Source organism: Sporosarcina sp. P32b (assembly GCF_002743335.1).
Classification (GTDB): Bacteria; Bacillota; Bacilli; order Bacillales_A; family Planococcaceae; genus Sporosarcina.
Genome location: NZ_PDZB01000016.1, coordinates 25,925 through 41,667 on the forward strand (window position 1 = coordinate 25,925; position 15,743 = coordinate 41,667).

The window sequence follows — 15,743 nt, forward strand, 5'->3', positions numbered from 1 at the left end:
TACGAACAAACATTCCAAGACGTCACCAATTTGACTACTTTTGACACGTTGGAAACTTTCTTTTTGGTAACTCGTCTAATAGTCGGTATGATATGATGTAGAGTACGAGGTGGTCACATTGGCGATACGTTATCCAAACGGAAAAAAGTTCAATCCTTCCGTGTCTTCTACGAAAAAGAAAACCTATGACTACTCCTTTAGTAATCGGGGTAAATCATTAGAAGACGAACTCAACGACACAAATGAATACTATTTGGCGCATGGTCTTGCCGTCATCCATAAAAAGCCGGTTCCCATACAAATCGTCAATGTCCGCTACCCTGCAAGAAGTGCTGCGGTGATCACAGAAGCGTATTTCCGTACACCTTCGACAACTGACTATAATGGTGTGTGGAATGGATATTATGTGGACTTTGAAGCGAAGGAAACAAAAAACAAAACTTCCTTGCCCCTGCAAAATATTCATTTGCATCAAGTGCAGCATATGAAGCAAGTAATCGACCAATCCGGACTTGCTTTTTTTATTGTCAATTTTACATTGTTGGATCGATATTTCTTACTGCCCTTTGAGGAATTCTATCCTCTGTGGCAACGCATGGAAGATGGCGGAAGAAAGTCTATTACGTTATCTGAAATAGAAGAACGATCTATCGAAATCAATACCGGTTTTCATCCTCGGCTAGATTATATACAAGCCGTGGCGGATTCGATGAAGCGCAAGACAGATTAATGAAAGCGAAAGGCAGGAACTACTATGAGTGATAACATAAACTCGAGAACGGCAAGAAGATCGAAACAAGTGAAGGAGCAACCGAAGCGTCCGCAGAAGAAACTTCCTAATGAATTATGGAAGAAAATCCTTTTAGGAATTGCAGCACTGTTTCTTTTAGTGCTAGTGGGCGGAGCTTCATTATTCGCTTATTATGCAAGTACTGCACCTGATTTAGACGAAGAGCTATTGAAAGATCCACTGACTTCGAACTTCGTGACAAAAGATGGCGATGTATTCATGAAGTTCGGTGCAGAGAAACGGGAATTCGTCCCGTATAAGGAAATTCCCGAGCAAATGAAAGATGCTATTTTAGCTACGGAAGACATTCGATTCTTTAAGCATGGCGGAATTGACTTTTATCGTCTTGGAGGAGCAATTATTGCCAACTTCCGTAGTGGATTCGGATCACAAGGTGCTTCGACATTGACACAACAAGTCATCAAAAACTCATTCCTGAAGAATGAAAAAACATTAAAGCGTAAAGCGCAGGAAGCTTGGCTTGCGCACAAATTGGAAAAAGAATATACAAAAGAAGAAATTTTCGAGATGTACTTCAATAAAGTTCTTATGTCAGGCACTCGCTACGGAATCGGTACAGGTGCAAGTTACTTCTACGGTAAAAAAGTAGGCGAACTGGAGTTACCTGAAATGGCTATGCTCGCGGGTATGCCACAGTCTCCTAACGGCTATAATCCATTTAAGAATCCGGAGCGCTCAGAAAAGCGACGCAATATTGTACTAACACTTATGGAACGTCACGGTAAAATCACGACAGCTGAAATGAACGAAGCGAAAAAGGTCCCAGTTACTTCCACTTTATTAGCAGAAGAAAATCGCGAAGTGTTCGGTAAATACCCAGCTTATGTAGATGCAGTGCTAGATGAAATTGAAGCAGCAGGTTTTACGGATCTTTTATCTGAAGGTGTTACAGTTCAAACTGCTTTAGATCCAAAAGTACAAGAAACTGTAGAAGCCAAAATCAATGATCCAAGCTATTATGAATCAGATGAAATGCAAGCCGGTATGACAGTGTTGGATACGAAAACAAGTGCGATCGTTGCTATTGGTGGTGGACGCAATTATTCGGGGCGTGACTTGAATTTCGCCGAAGTCAGACGTGCACCAGGTTCGAGTATTAAGCCCATTTTATCTTATGGCCCGGCAATTGAAGAGCTAGATTGGTCTACAGGTCAAAAGGTAGTAGATGAACCTTACAGCTATAAAGGTTCAGGTACAGCCATTGGAAACGCAGATGGTAAATTCCTCGGTACTTTGACTATGCGGCAGGCGTTATATTGGTCAAGAAATATACCTGCAGTCAAAACGTTTGAACAAGTAGGACCGAAAAAAGCCGAAGCCTTTGCTAAGAAACTTGGATTTACGTATAAAAATATAGATTCTTCCAACGCGCTTGGTGGCGGGGATGAATTCTCCACAGTTCAAATGGCAGGCGCTTATGCTGCTTTTGGTAATGGAGGTATTTATACAAAACCTCATACTGTCAATAAGCTGATCTTGCGTGACGGCAAGACGGAAAAGAATTTACGTCCGGACCCTGTCACTGCAATGAAAGATTCTACTGCGTACATGCTTACAGATGTATTGCGTGATGTCCTTACCGAGTATGAAGCAACAGGTACTCGAGCAAATATTAGCAATATGGACATTGCCGGAAAGACAGGTACAACAAATTATTCAGCTAAAAAAATGAAAAAAGACAATATGGAAAGTCATTTTGTGCCTGATACGTGGTTCACAGGCTATACAACCGAGTACACCATTTCAACATGGGGCGGGTATGGAGATTTCTCACCGATTAAGACCTATGACAATGGACGCTATGTACCGCAAAATTTATTCAGAGATGTTATGAGCAGTATCGCCAAAGATCCAGGTACGTTCGTTCAACCCGACTCCGTTGAAGAAGCAGCAATCGTCAAAGGCAGCGACCCTATTATGCTTGCTAGTTCATTCACTTATAGTAACCTCGTCAGTAATGAATTATTTGTCAGAGGCACATTACCTAAAAAAGCATCAATTCCTGAAAAGGTTTCAATTCCAAGTCCGGATGGATTAACTGCACAATTCGATGCGAATTCCAATACAGTTCAATTACAATGGAATTACGATGTGCCGAATAAATACAGCAGTCTCGGAAGCCCCACATTCAACGTCAGTGTTTCTGTTGATGGGGGTGGACCACAAAGTATTACGACGACATCCGATAAACAAACCACATACTCTGGTGTGGAGTACGGTAAGAACTACACATTCTATGTCAGTGCCAATATGGGCGGGTATACAAGTGGATCGGCTACAGCTTCCCTTTCGATAAAAGGTGCTGATGAACCGGTCATTGAAGATGAGCCTATCGTTGAACCCGATGAAAACCAAGATGATCAAAACAATAACGAGGATGATCAATCTGGAAATGATTCGGAAGACAATAATGATATAGACAATGAAGAGCCCGATCAATCAGAACCAGACGGCTCGAACAATTCAGATGGCACTAACGACCAGAATGACCAAGACCAGAATCAGGATCAAAACCAAGGTCAGGGTCAGTCTAACCAAGGACAAGGAAATCAAGGGAACCAAGGCAATCAAGGACAAGGTCAAAATCCTAACGATGCCGGGGATACTTCATCTGACTCCTCTTCCAATTAAAAAAAGAGCGACTCCACACGTCAAACAACGTGTAGAGTCGCTCTTTTTATTTACTGTTGAACACGTAACCGCGCTGCTTTCTTTTTCATCTCATCATACAGCATAGTCAGCTGTATGACTGCATAATGACTGTTTTTTTGAACTTTGATAAACTCGATTCGTTCCCCATAATTATTTGGTGCGAGTACGTGATACATTTTTCCTGTGTGTGGATTCTGAAACTCTTCGCTTTGCTCAACTATCCATTCGAGTTGATCGATAGCTGGTTGTATTAATTCCAATTTACGCGGATCATTTACGGCGTATGCCTTTTCTACTTCAGGCTTTTGCTGTCCCCATATATCGAGTACTTGTTGTACGTTTTTCTTTAATTGTTCATGTGTCATTTCGCTTTCATCCTTTTCCGGCCTTCGCGGCATAAATCCAATAACGGACATTCTGGACAATTGGGATTTTGCGCTTTGCAATGATAGCGACCAAAGAAAATTACTTGATGATGGGTTTGTGTCCACTGTTCCATTGGCGTCCAACGCATGATTTTTTCTTCTACATCAATCGGGCGATCTTTCCAGCGATTCATACCTAATCTCTTCGCTACACGTTCGACATGTGTGTCGACAGCTAATGCCGGCACACCGAACGCGTTCGACACGACGACATTTGCTGTTTTCCTGCCCACACCTGGCAACGTCATCATGATATCTCGATTAGGAGGTACTTCTCCCCCAAATTCTTCAATCAAACGAAGGCTAAGTGCTTGGATATTTTTTGATTTATTACGGAACAAACCAATTGAACGAATATCTTGCTGTAATTCCTCAATGGGTACGGCTAAATAGTCTTCCGGTGTCTTATATTTCTTAAATAGCTCTGCTGTCACTCGGTTGACTAATACGTCCGTACATTGCGCTGATAAAAGTGTCGCGATCAGCAATTCAAAAGCGTTCTTATGAACGAGTTCACAATGTGCTTCGGGAAACATCTCATCGAACGTTTGCAAGCATGTTTGCCACTGTGTTTTTGTCAGCATCGTCTCACCTACTCCCGTTCTTCGAGCCAATTGTAGAAAGGCACATCTTTAATCGTCGTTTTCACTTGCGGCGTTGTTGCTACCGTCGTAGGACGAAACGCTTTAGTCTGCTTTTCTACATCACGCATCGTTTTTACATTTTTCTTTTTCCATTCAAATAAAATTCTGTCGATATAGCGCAAACTCATTTTTTGTGCTAATACGGCTTCTCTTAATGCCGCGCGAATGATTTCCGTTGAATGACCATCTTTATCAATCCACATACCGATTGTTTCAAATTCCATAGGGGATAGGAAGCGACCAAATTCCTGTTCAAACAACGAGAAGATTTCTCCCTCTTCATGCTTGACCACTTCTTCTTCGATTTCCATCGATTGTTTTTCGACTTCATCTATCAATCGTTTCCACAAAGGATAAAATGAAAACTGTTCATGTAATACTTTATTTTCATCGGTACTTTGCTCAATAGAAAACAATCCTTTTTGCATCATACGTTGTAGACAATTCGTTACATCTTTCTCTTGTAGTTGCATACGATTCGCGATATCGGTAGGCGTTGGAAAATAGTTCCCCGCTCCTTGAAATGCAATCAAATGCAATAATACCATGGCGTCACTATCTGAAATCAGCAGTTGTTTATAATGTTGAAAAAAGAGCTGGGAAATAGAAACATTTCCCTGCTCCATCCAAATTTTCAGCCGCTCATCTTGCTGCATATTTGAAACTTCCTCTCATCAGCAACTTGTTGGTTGCTTCTGTATTACGCTTTCCAATGATCTCTTACAAACTGATCGATACGTGCAATTCCTTCTTCCAGCTGATCGATCGATGTGGCATAAGAAAGACGGATCGTAGTATCTGAACCGAATCCTGAACCCGGAATGACAGCAACTTTAGCCTCTGTCAATAATGCTTGTGCAAAATCATCTACGTTGGCATAACCAGTTTTCTTTACTGCTTCCTGTACGTCTGGCAATAAATAAAATGCGCCTTGTGGCTTCAATACATTGAAACCTGGGATAGCAGAAAGCTTGGGGTACGCTTGATTTAAACGGGATTCAAAATCTTTCCGCATGACTTCTACAGTGTCTTGAGGTCCGTTATATGCTTCAATTGCTGCATATTGCGAAGTCGTTGTCGGATTGGATGTAGAATGGCTAGCGAGGTTTGTCATTGCGCTTACTACTTCTTCATTACCCGCAATATATCCTATTCTCCAGCCTGTCATTGAATGGGATTTCGATACTCCATTAATAATGAATGTACGATCTTTGGCATCATCTGAAAGCTGCGCAATCGATACATGCTCTTTACCATCATAAACAAGCTTTTCATAAATTTCATCCGAAATGATCCATACATCTTTTTCACGGCAAACTTCTGCAATGGCTGTGAGTTCTTCTTTCGAATAAATCATACCTGTTGGATTACCCGGTGAGTTGATGATGATGGCTTTTGTTTGATCCGTGATGGCATCACGAATTTGCTTGGCTGATACTTTGAACTGCTCAGCAGCTGTTCCTTCAACGAACACAGGAGTACCTTCTGCGAGCTTCACTTGTTCAGGATAACTCACCCAAAACGGCGAAGGGATGATGACTTCGTCACCTTTATTCAGAAGTACTTGGAAAAGTGTATAGAGCACATGCTTTGCTCCAATACCGACTAACACTTCCTTGCGTGTATATGTCAATCCTTGGTCTCTTTTCAATTTGTCAATTATGGCATCCTTTAGTTGCGGAAGACCACCGGCCGGAGTATATTTCGTCTTGCCATCCTTCATTGATTGATACGCTGCTTCTAAAATGTTTTTAGGCGTGTTATAATCAGGTTCTCCAGCTCCGAGTCCGATCACATCGATGCCCGCTGCCTTCATTTCTTTTGCCTTCGCTGTAATCGCTAATGTTGTAGATGGTGATAAAGTATTTACTCTGGACGCTAATTGCTTTCTCAAATTGACCGCTCTCCTTTTAGTCCTAATTCCATTTTTCTCTATAGTTTTGAAATTCGCTTTAACCATTTTCCATCTGCAAAATTCAGATACGCGTAGTTTAAGAAATCCTCGTCGTCCAGATAGCTGACTTCCCAAAACGGAGTGTCATTTTCCATACCCAATGAAGCATTGAGGACTTTTTTAACGTTCTTCTCATTTTTTACGATGTCTGTGGCTTTTCGCTTAGTAATACCATCTTTAATTGATACGGCTTTCAGAATTTTCGTCGTCTTTTCTTCCACAAAGATGATTTTTTCATGGTTATTTTTATCTGTACCATAGACGGTAATCCATGACGTCTTACCATGAAAATGATCCATCCTATCTACTTTTTCAAGAACATTATTTTCCAATACAGCTTCTTTCACTATGTTTTCAGATGCAGCAAACGGTTTCTCTGCTTGATAGAAAACGACAATAGTAATCGTGAACCCGAGCGCGAGTAAAAATAGGAATAGAAACTTAATCCAGTTGAGCATAAGTGCCACTTCCTATCGAATGAACCGCTGATTTTGTTCGATTCATTTTCTAACCTGCTTTCTATTTGTACATCATTCATTATAACAATTTTCGATCTCGTTAACTAGACCTTCCAAAGATACTTTTTTTACAGATGACGTAGGCAATGCTTGTAAAAAGGATGTGCCGTAGGATTTCGTGTCTATGCGTCGATCCAATATGATGAAGAACCCTTGTTCATCTGATGAACGGATTAATCTACCAAATCCCTGTCTGAAACGCAGTATCGCTTCCGGTAAACCTAAATGGGTGAATGCATTTTTATGCTCCGCTACTAAAGCTTCTGAACGAGCTTTAAATAAAGGTTCCTCGGGTGAAGTAAACGGTAAACGAACGACCACTACTGCCGATAATTGTTCACTTGGAACATCCACACCTTCCCAGAAGCTTGTCGTGCCGAATAATACGGCTTTCTTTTGCTGTTTAAACGTCTTCAGCAACTTATGTCGGCTCCCCGAGCTAACACCTTGTGCGATCAGCATGTATTCTTCTTGTAATGACTCACTGTCGATTACCGCTTGATGCGTCTTCTTCAACATGTCATGAGACAAGAACAATGCAAAGACGCGTCCTTCAATCGCAACCGCTGTTTGGATTAACGCATCTGCCACCGCTTCGATGTACTCTTCATTTGAAACTTGCTGAATATCCGGCATATCTTCCACAATCAACGTATGAGCACCTTCATAGAAGTTCGCGGGTGCATCAAATGTGTAAAGCGGGACGCTAGAAGGCAATCCTGCCTGGTCTAGTACGAAGCGGTCCTGCTGCCCCGCGGTTAACGTTCCGGACGTCCAAACGATGCCTGCCTCCCCTTCAAACGTATCTATAAAATCACGGATTACTTGTGCACCGTTTACCGGACTTTTCTTGATCTGTAAACTGCCAGGCAAACTTCGACTATCTTTTTCCATCCAAATGGTCGTGCTTGATTTTGGCTGTTCTAAAAATAATTCAATCCACTCGCCAGCTTTAATTTTCATTTCATTGACCCAATAAAACCATTCATTTAGTGCTGCTTGCTCATGCAAGGTCAATTCGCTCGACAAATTCTGGATTGGCATGGCATAGTTCTCGGTAACACCGATATAATCATTCATCTTACGCAACACTTTGTCGAAAATTTCATTCGATCGCAGACGTTTGGACAATGGCTTTACTGTTCTTGTCGTCTGCTTATTATCGCTATTTGAGTTCGAGTTCACTAGTACGAGCATCGATTCATCGAATGCGAGCATGAATTCATTGAATGAATGTTGAAGTCGTTCGGTAGTAGTTTTGTGATTGAAATGAAATCGCTTTAAGATATCTTGAATATCAAACAGTAATTGACAGCTACTTAAACCGTTCAATTGACTCATTACATATTTCCATTTCGTATAGGAAAACACTTGTTGGTGAGTCCGTATTGCCGCTTGGTTCAGTTGATGGGCTTCATCAATCACCAAACCACTGATGGAGTGAAACAGCGGATCATAACGCTGTTGGTCATTTACTAACATCGAATGATTCGTCAATAGCACCATCGACTGCTGACAGTTTTTTATTGTATGTGTATAAAAATCTGCTACTCGTTCGTCTTTCTTCACTCGCATCGAACGCTTACGAATTCGGTCGATAAATAACTGACCACCACCTGATACATTGACCTCATCCAAATCACCAGTAGTCGTTTCTGTTAACCAGACCAATAACTGCATGATGGTGATGGAGTCATCGTAAACCTCATCATTAAAATGCAAAAGCTCCTCAAATTTCCCAAATGAAATGTAATTCGCCATGCCTTTAACAACGGTCGTTGGAATCGTCACCTGCAAAGCCTTTTCAAGCTTCTGGACTTCTTCCGCAAGTGTGTCGACTAAGTGATTCGTAAACGTACTAATGACAACAGGCCGCTTTGTTTCATATGCACGGATTAAAGCAGGCACTAAATAACCGATCGTCTTGCCAGCACCGGTTGGAATCTCTACAGCGATTTGCTTCTTCTCAACAAAAGCTTGCCATGTTAAATCCATCAATTGTGCCTGACCTTCTCTCACATGGTAAGATGGATCAATTTTCTGCATGACTCGATCTTTCGCCGGAACATCGGCAGGAAAATCTATCGGCTGTGACCATGCTGTTGCAGGTAGCTTTGATTTCAAATACGGAATCCCACGAAATAGCGCATAGTCAGCGGATGTTTCCTTTCCACGTACATGCTTCAGTGCTTCATAAAATAATGTTGAAACGTCAGATTTCATTGCGAATGAACGCTCATGCATACGATTCAGCGTCTCTTTAGGTAACGTTTTGATTTTCTCAATAGCCTGCAATAAAAACAATGCCGTTGCTTCCGCATCATCATCTGCCCGGTGAGCCTGCTTTAACGAAATATTTAATGATTCGGCAATATCCTGCAAACGATAGCCAGATAAAGTAGGATACATAATCTTCGCCAGCTCTACTGTATCAATTGTCTTACCATGCCATTTGGATACACCACAACGAACCAATTCTTTTTGTAGAAACGATACGTCAAAATCTGTATTGTGTGCGACAAAAATACATCCAGCAAGCAAATCCGCCACTTCTTCAGCAATGTTTTCAAAAGGAGCAGCATCCTTCACGTCTTCATCACCGATGGATGTAAGTTGGTGAATAAAAGGCGGAATCGAGCGCTGCGGATGCACGTAACGCATATATGTATCTATTATTTTATTGTTCTCAATAAAAACAATTGCAATTTGAATGATCCGATCTCCATTTGAAGGCGAATGACCAGTCGTTTCCAAATCGACAACTGCATATTTGCTTGTAGACATACCATCATCAACTTCCTATTTGGTTTCTAAAGCAAATTGTATCACACTTACCACGACGACTCACGTCTTGCATTCAGGGCAACCGAAAACCATTTGAACCAATAAACGAAAAAGTAATTCTGATAGCGGTTCGTGATTGAAGCTCCACCTTAGGACGCTTTCTTGTGGGCCCAGCTGGAGCAAACCGAACAACGAAAGGTTTGCTTAGCCCAAGATCCCTCCCTCGGAAAGCGCCCGCCTGGAACGCAGATCGACTTTGCTACCTTTCTCCACTTACTTAATCTACAAATGAAACCCCCATTCGAATAACTCTCAAATGGGGGTTTAGTACTCATTAGAATATAGCGACGCCTGGCTTTTCCGTGATAACTTCCTTCACACGATTCTGCTCATCCATAATCAACACAGTCGGCTGATGAGTACGAGCCTCTTCGTCCGACACATAAGCATAGGAAAGAATGATAACGATGTCGCCTGGCTGCACTAGACGCGCTGCAGCTCCATTGACACAAATTACTCCACTGCCTGGCTCTCCCTCGATAATATACGTCTCGAAGCGCGCACCGTTATTATTATTGACGATTTGCACCTTCTCATTCGGCAACATACCCGCAGCCTCTAATAGCGCTCCGTCGATTGTAATGCTCCCTACGTAATTCAAATTAGCTTCCGTCACAGTAGCGCGGTGTAATTTTCCATTCATCATCATTCTAAACATTCTTCTCATCCTTTATAGTTGACATAATAATATTATCTATCAATCTTGCGTGAGTAAATTGTACCGCAGCGGCCAAGATTACTTCCTGCGTATCATCGATCTTCTCTTCCAGTGACGGATACGCAAGTACTTCGACATAATCAATTGTACCGGATGTTTCTTCTTCGATCGCTTTGCGCACAATCTTCGCGACTTCTTGCAGTGGAACGCCTTCATAATAACTGCGTTTCCCCTGTGATAGTGCACGGTAGATTGCACTCGCTTCATTCCGTTCATGTTCAAGCAAACGAACATTACGAGAACTTTTTGCAAGTCCGTCTTCTTCTCGAACAGTAGGTACACGTGCAATCGACGTGCGAAGATTAAAATCACGAACGAACGTTTCGATAATCGCTAGTTGTTGCGCATCTTTCATGCCAAAATACGATTCATCTGGATCGACGATGCTGAATAATTTCAACAGAACTTTCAATACTCCGTCGAAATGTCCTGGCCTCGAAGCTCCACATAGTCGCGATGCTTGTTCTCCAGGTAAAATACTAATGCCGCTCTTACGAGGATACATTTCATCAACAGACGGAATAAATAAATAGTCGACACCTGCTGTGGAAGCCAGTTCTGCATCATGTTGTTCATCGCGTGGGTATGCTTCGTAATCTTCTCCTGGTCCAAACTGCGCAGGATTAACGAAAATACTCATTACGACAATATCATGGTCTCTTCTAGCTTCTTCTACTAATTCCATATGGCCTTCGTGAAGGAAGCCCATTGTCGGTACGAAACCTACCGTGCGTCCTTCACGCTTTCTAGGATTTAAGATGTTTTGCAACTCTGCGATCGACCGAACTATTTGCATGGTGGCACTAGTATTCATAGTGTCTTGCCCCCGTACAATGCTTCAAGTTCTTCTTCTTTCATTGTAAAGCGATGGCTTTCAGAAGGGAATGATCCATCCTTAACTGCTAAATTATATAACTTCATTGCACCTTCAATATCTTTACCGACTTCTGCGTAACTTTCGACGAATTTCGGTAATTTATGATTACCGTAGCGCACCATATCATGGAATACGAGTACTTGGCCATCTGCTTCAGCGCCCGCACCGATGCCAATGATAGGAATAGATACTGCCTGCGCGACTTCTCTCGCCAATTGGAAAGGAATGCATTCCAGTACAATCATAAACGCACCCGCTGCTTCACAAGCTTTAGCATCTTCAATCAGTTGTTTAGCTGCAGCTGCCGTTTTCCCTTGTACCTTGTATCCGCCACTAACCCCAGCAGACTGCGGAAGCAATCCTAAGTGTGCACATACCGGCATGCCAGCTGTCGTCATCAAGTTGATTTTATCGATGACCGCACCACTTCCTTCAACTTTCAATGCATTCGCTGAAGTTTTCTGGAATAAACGTAAAGCATTCTGTAATGTGGTATCAGCAGATCCGTGATACGTACCAAACGGCATGTCTACGATTACGAATGTATCTTTTGCACCTCGTCGAACCGCTTTACCGTGGTGAATCATTTCATCAAGCGTTACATGTGCTGTCGAATCATAGCCAAGCACGACCATCCCTAAGGAATCCCCGACAAGAAGTACATCAATCTCGGCTTGTTCTGCAATTTGCGCTGTCGGATAATCATATGCAGTTAGCATACTAATCTTTTCACCGTTCGCTTTCATTTTCGAAAAATCTGTTGTAGATTTCACTGTTCATCTTCTCCTTTACGTCTGATTTCAGCAGGCGTTTGGTAGGCAAAAAAACCAAAAATAAAACCCCACTGATCCAAATTTGGACAGAAGGGTTGCGTAAGCGTTTGATTATGCTTCCTCCGTCCCTGTCTAAATAGATCAAGGCAGATCTCGTATATAATTCATTTGCCAAACAGGTGCAGCTCCAAAATCGATACCGCCCTATGCGTACACTATATCAAAACAGTAAGATTCTGTATAGTTTTAATTCTTAACTTCAATGTCTGCTGAATAAATTCCACGTACAGTGCCGTCAGCCAATCGAAGTTCTAGCATGCCATCATGAGAAATACCAAGTGCAATACCTTCAACTGTTTCATGGACCATACTCGCTTTGATTTTCTTACCCGTAATCGCAGCATAGCTCTCCCATAAAATTTTAATTGGCGCAAATCCTTTTTCGACATATAAATCTGTATATTGCTCAAGGTACTTAAGAATAGCCGCCACTAATTGCGCACGGTTAATCATTTCTCCTTTTTCAATACGCAATGAAGTCGCTATTGTCTGAAGTTCTTCAGGGAAATCAGACTGCTGCTGATTGGCATTGATTCCCATCCCTAAAATAATTGCTTTGACACGATCGGGATCGGACTGAAGCTCTGTCAGGATACCTGTAACTTTTTTGCCATTTATTAATATATCGTTTGGCCACTTAATAACCGGTTGAATATCCGCTACCTCTTCAATCGCGCGAACAATTGCGACCGCTGCAACCAATGTCAGTTGTGGCGCATATTGAGGTGCCAAATCAGGACGAATAATCAAACTCATCCAAATACCTCGATTTGCTTTTGATTTCCAAGGTCTCGCTAAACGTCCTTTACCCGCTGTCTGCTCTTCCGAAATAATCAACGTGCCATCTTCCGCTCCATTTTGCGCATCTTCATGTGCAATGGTCTGCGTAGTAGGCACGGTTGTAAAGTATTTAATTGTATGACCGTAGCGTTGTGTCGTTAAATATTCGGTGATATTTCCTTGGTTGACTAAATCCGGTGCTTCTATTAAGTAATAGCCTTTTTTACGTTGTGACCCAATTTCATAGCCCTCTTCTTCAAGTTCTTTTATATATTTCCAGATTGCTGTGCGGGAAAGACCGAATTCATCGGCAATATCTTGACCCGATATGGGCTCACCTTGTGCGGCAAATAATCGTTTTAACAATTCATTTTTCACGGGAAGTTTCATTTATAAACCATTCCTTTATCGCCAGTGCGTCATTTTCGATTTGTCCGTAGACAACCGCTCGTTCAATTTTCATAATCCACTCACTTGTCCATCTGCCACCGCTTTTTCCTGACCATATCAATAAATCTTTTCCTGTGAACGCCAAGTCTGCACGTTGCAGAATCGGCAACTGCTTTTTATGTTGTTCAATTTGTTGACTGCTGAGATCATGACCTTCATGATTGGTGTAATAGATTCTTCCCACTACTTCCAGTACGTCGGTTGGATAACTATAGAAATCCCAAAGGTCAAATGGTCGTTCTGTACGTACAGCATATGCTTCTTCATATAGTTTCAGGAAGCGTTTTTCTTCATTGGATAATTTGTAGAGCCTAGCTAGTTCTGTTGCCGATGTGTCCGTTACTGTCAGCATCGCTGCGAAGCCATGGCGTGCGTGTAGAAAAGGTGTATAGCGATCCAGTGATTCAAACGCTGTAAATAACTCGGAAAATAGTTTGGGTAATCCAATTTCACGTCCGTAATGAAACGCCCGTGAAGGGTTCAGCCCTTGAAACAGTTTATCCATTTCTGTTTTGATCCGTTCAATTGCTACATGACGTAACGATGAAGCTAGTTGTCCCATCGAATACAATGTTTGCCATTCTATTTCAAAATCTAAAACAGACGAAAAACGCAAAGCACGGAAAATTCGCAGCGGATCTTCTTGAATGCGTTCTTCCGGTCTTCCAACAGAACGAATAACCTTTTGCCTCAAATCTTTAAGTCCATCAAATAAATCAATAAGTTCTCCGTCAACTGTCATAGCAAGCGCATTGACCGTAAAGTCACGGTGTTGCAAGTCCTCTTGCAATGAAGTTACATAGACGGTATGACTCAGTTCGTTGTATGTAGTGTCTGTCCGGTATGTCGTCACTTCAATCGGCTCGCCATGCATCAGCACAAGGATTGTCCCATGTTCAATGCCTATATCAATCGTGTGGCGGAACACCTCTTTCACTTGATGCGGTGTGGCGGAAGTCGTAATGTCAATATCCAATGGTTTTTTACCAAGCTCGGCATCACGTACTGCCCCACCAACAAATACAGCCTCATAGCCCGCTGCGTGCAATTCTCTAAGTACTTGCCGGCTCGCTGCTGAACCGAATGAAGCTGTCATTTCATCGCCGCCACTTCATAATATAATTCTTCATATTGTTCTACTATTGATTCGGAACTGAATTCTTCCACTACAGTTCGCATAGCATTCCTCTTCATTTGTTGATGTAATGTGGAATCACTCAGCAACTGTGTCACACGATTTGCGACGGCTTGCACATCACCTAATTCCACCAAAAATCCGTTGACCCCGTCTTCCACAACTTCTGGAATACCACCTATCGCATTTGCTACAGCTGGCACACCACAAGCAAACGCTTCAAGTAACACGAGACCAAACGCTTCTTTCTCGGAAAGCAACAGCATCACATCACTGATGGATAATAATTCGGGCAGATCATCACGCTTCCCTAGGAACAAAATGTCGTCTTGCAACCCATTATCCTCAACATATTTCTCCAAATCAAATTTCTCCGGGCCTTCACCCACTAATAACAATTTTGCTTTATGTTGCTGATCTAGCAAACGGAAGCTTTCGATAATATCGGGAATACGCTTCACTTTACGGAAGTTAGATATATGAATTAGGACTTTTTCATCTGCTGCAATGCCGAGCTCTTCCCGAAGATGTCCCACTTCACGTGGATAATACTTTTCTTCATCGATGAAGTTATAAATCGTTCGAATTTCTGTCGTCGGTTGTTGCAACTCGATCGTTTCATTACGTAGCGATCGGGATACAGCCGTGACACGATCAGATTTATTAATACCATAAGACAATGTGTTTTTTAATGCAGGGTCGTGACCGAGAATCGTCACATCGGTGCCATGTAGAGTCGTAATGATACCAATAGATGATTGTGCCATATCTTTCGCCAGAACAGCGGAGATCGCATGTGGGACTGCGTAGTGGACATGCAGTAAATCCAGCTGTTCTGATTCAATGACTTGCGCGATGCGGTTGGCAAGGGCGATGTCATACGGAGGATACTTGAATACTGCATAGCCTTCTATCGTTACTTCATGAAAATGGATATTCGGATGGATATCTAAAAATCGAAACGGTTTACTAGATGTAATATAATGCATCTCATGACCTTTAGCCGCCATTTTTAGTCCTAACTCCGTTGCCACTACACCTGACCCTCCGAGTGAAGGATAACAAATGACGCCTACTTTTAATTTTCTTTGTTGCATACGTT

14 protein-coding genes are annotated in these 15,743 nt (G+C 42.1%); 2 read left to right on the forward strand and 12 right to left on the reverse strand.

Features of this window, described 5'->3' with window-relative positions:
* Nucleotides 1-118 precede the first annotated feature (118 nt).
* Both recU and CSV64_RS11480 read left to right on the forward strand, forming a co-directional pair.
* Nucleotides 119-730 carry a Holliday junction resolvase RecU gene (gene recU, locus CSV64_RS11475; protein WP_099634704.1) on the forward strand — a complete coding sequence of 204 codons (612 nt, stop codon included), beginning with the start codon at nucleotides 119-121 and terminating at the stop codon, nucleotides 728-730.
* A 24-nt stretch (nucleotides 731-754) separates the two neighbouring features.
* A complete protein-coding gene (locus tag CSV64_RS11480; protein WP_099634703.1) occupies nucleotides 755-3,442 on the forward strand; it encodes a transglycosylase domain-containing protein in 2,688 nt (895 codons plus the stop codon).
* 50 nt (nucleotides 3,443-3,492) lie between these two features.
* Here the strand turns inward: CSV64_RS11480 and CSV64_RS11485 are convergent, their stop codons facing one another.
* The 12 genes from CSV64_RS11485 to bshA all read right to left on the reverse strand — a co-directional run bounded on the left by CSV64_RS11485 (nucleotide 3,493) and on the right by bshA (nucleotide 15,738).
* Entirely contained in the window at nucleotides 3,493-3,828 is a 336-nt protein-coding gene (locus CSV64_RS11485) for a YpoC family protein (RefSeq protein ID WP_099634702.1), read from the reverse strand.
* Nucleotides 3,825-4,472, reverse strand: a complete 648-nt coding sequence (gene nth / locus CSV64_RS11490) for an endonuclease III (RefSeq protein ID WP_099634701.1) — start codon at nucleotides 4,470-4,472, stop codon at nucleotides 3,825-3,827. Before nth ends, CSV64_RS11485 begins: the two co-directional genes overlap by 4 nt.
* Nucleotides 4,473-4,480: 8 nt before the next feature.
* Nucleotides 4,481-5,188: a DnaD domain-containing protein gene (locus CSV64_RS11495; protein ID WP_099634700.1), complete on the reverse strand. Its 708-nt coding sequence runs from the start codon at nucleotides 5,186-5,188 to the stop codon at nucleotides 4,481-4,483.
* Between the two features lie 44 nt (nucleotides 5,189-5,232).
* A complete protein-coding gene (locus tag CSV64_RS11500) occupies nucleotides 5,233-6,426 on the reverse strand; it encodes a pyridoxal phosphate-dependent aminotransferase (protein WP_233190452.1) in 1,194 nt (397 codons plus the stop codon).
* Between the two features lie 38 nt (nucleotides 6,427-6,464).
* Entirely contained in the window at nucleotides 6,465-6,944 is a 480-nt protein-coding gene (locus CSV64_RS11505; protein WP_099634698.1) for a cell wall elongation regulator TseB-like domain-containing protein, read from the reverse strand.
* A gap of 72 nt (nucleotides 6,945-7,016) precedes the next feature.
* The gene (gene dinG / locus CSV64_RS11510; protein ID WP_099634697.1) at nucleotides 7,017-9,788 is read right to left on the reverse strand and encodes an ATP-dependent DNA helicase DinG; all 2,772 of its coding nucleotides are present in this window, start codon (nucleotides 9,786-9,788) and stop codon (nucleotides 7,017-7,019) included.
* A 334-nt stretch (nucleotides 9,789-10,122) separates the two neighbouring features.
* Nucleotides 10,123-10,506: an aspartate 1-decarboxylase gene (gene panD, locus CSV64_RS11515; RefSeq protein WP_083035608.1), complete on the reverse strand. Its 384-nt coding sequence runs from the start codon at nucleotides 10,504-10,506 to the stop codon at nucleotides 10,123-10,125.
* Nucleotides 10,499-11,380, reverse strand: a complete 882-nt coding sequence (panC, locus tag CSV64_RS11520; protein ID WP_369823523.1) for a pantoate--beta-alanine ligase — start codon at nucleotides 11,378-11,380, stop codon at nucleotides 10,499-10,501. The genes panD and panC overlap by 8 nt, the downstream gene beginning before the upstream one ends.
* On the reverse strand, nucleotides 11,377-12,216 hold the full coding sequence (panB, locus tag CSV64_RS11525; protein WP_099634696.1) for a 3-methyl-2-oxobutanoate hydroxymethyltransferase: 840 nt from the start codon (nucleotides 12,214-12,216) through the stop codon (nucleotides 11,377-11,379). The genes panC and panB overlap by 4 nt, the downstream gene beginning before the upstream one ends.
* Before the next feature lie 246 nt (nucleotides 12,217-12,462).
* Nucleotides 12,463-13,446 carry a biotin--[acetyl-CoA-carboxylase] ligase gene (locus tag CSV64_RS11530; protein WP_099634695.1) on the reverse strand — a complete coding sequence of 328 codons (984 nt, stop codon included), beginning with the start codon at nucleotides 13,444-13,446 and terminating at the stop codon, nucleotides 12,463-12,465.
* Nucleotides 13,424-14,602, reverse strand: coding sequence for a CCA tRNA nucleotidyltransferase (locus CSV64_RS11535; protein ID WP_099634694.1), 1,179 nt, complete (start codon nucleotides 14,600-14,602; stop codon nucleotides 13,424-13,426). Before CSV64_RS11535 ends, CSV64_RS11530 begins: the two co-directional genes overlap by 23 nt.
* Complete coding sequence (bshA, locus tag CSV64_RS11540; RefSeq protein WP_099634693.1) at nucleotides 14,599-15,738, reverse strand: N-acetyl-alpha-D-glucosaminyl L-malate synthase BshA; 1,140 nt, start codon at nucleotides 15,736-15,738, stop codon at nucleotides 14,599-14,601. The genes CSV64_RS11535 and bshA overlap by 4 nt, the downstream gene beginning before the upstream one ends.
* Nucleotides 15,739-15,743: the final 5 nt, after the last annotated feature.

Excerpts from the sequence above, each read along its gene's own strand:
- panC (WP_369823523.1), bottom strand. The coding sequence starts at position 11,380 with ATGAATACTAGTGCCACCATGCAAATAGTTCGGTCGATCGCAGAGTTG.
- CSV64_RS11480 (WP_099634703.1), top strand. The coding sequence starts at position 755 with ATGAGTGATAACATAAACTCGAGAACGGCAAGAAGATCGAAACAAGTG.
- bshA (WP_099634693.1), bottom strand. The coding sequence starts at position 15,738 with ATGCAACAAAGAAAATTAAAAGTAGGCGTCATTTGTTATCCTTCACTC.
- CSV64_RS11505 (WP_099634698.1), bottom strand. The coding sequence starts at position 6,944 with ATGCTCAACTGGATTAAGTTTCTATTCCTATTTTTACTCGCGCTCGGG.
- nth (WP_099634701.1), bottom strand. The coding sequence starts at position 4,472 with ATGCTGACAAAAACACAGTGGCAAACATGCTTGCAAACGTTCGATGAG.
- CSV64_RS11535 (WP_099634694.1), bottom strand. The coding sequence starts at position 14,602 with ATGACAGCTTCATTCGGTTCAGCAGCGAGCCGGCAAGTACTTAGAGAA.
- CSV64_RS11530 (WP_099634695.1), bottom strand. The coding sequence starts at position 13,446 with ATGAAACTTCCCGTGAAAAATGAATTGTTAAAACGATTATTTGCCGCA.
- dinG (WP_099634697.1), bottom strand. The coding sequence starts at position 9,788 with ATGTCTACAAGCAAATATGCAGTTGTCGATTTGGAAACGACTGGTCAT.
- panD (WP_083035608.1), bottom strand. The coding sequence starts at position 10,506 with ATGTTTAGAATGATGATGAATGGAAAATTACACCGCGCTACTGTGACG.
- CSV64_RS11485 (WP_099634702.1), bottom strand. The coding sequence starts at position 3,828 with ATGACACATGAACAATTAAAGAAAAACGTACAACAAGTACTCGATATA.
- CSV64_RS11495 (WP_099634700.1), bottom strand. The coding sequence starts at position 5,188 with ATGCAGCAAGATGAGCGGCTGAAAATTTGGATGGAGCAGGGAAATGTT.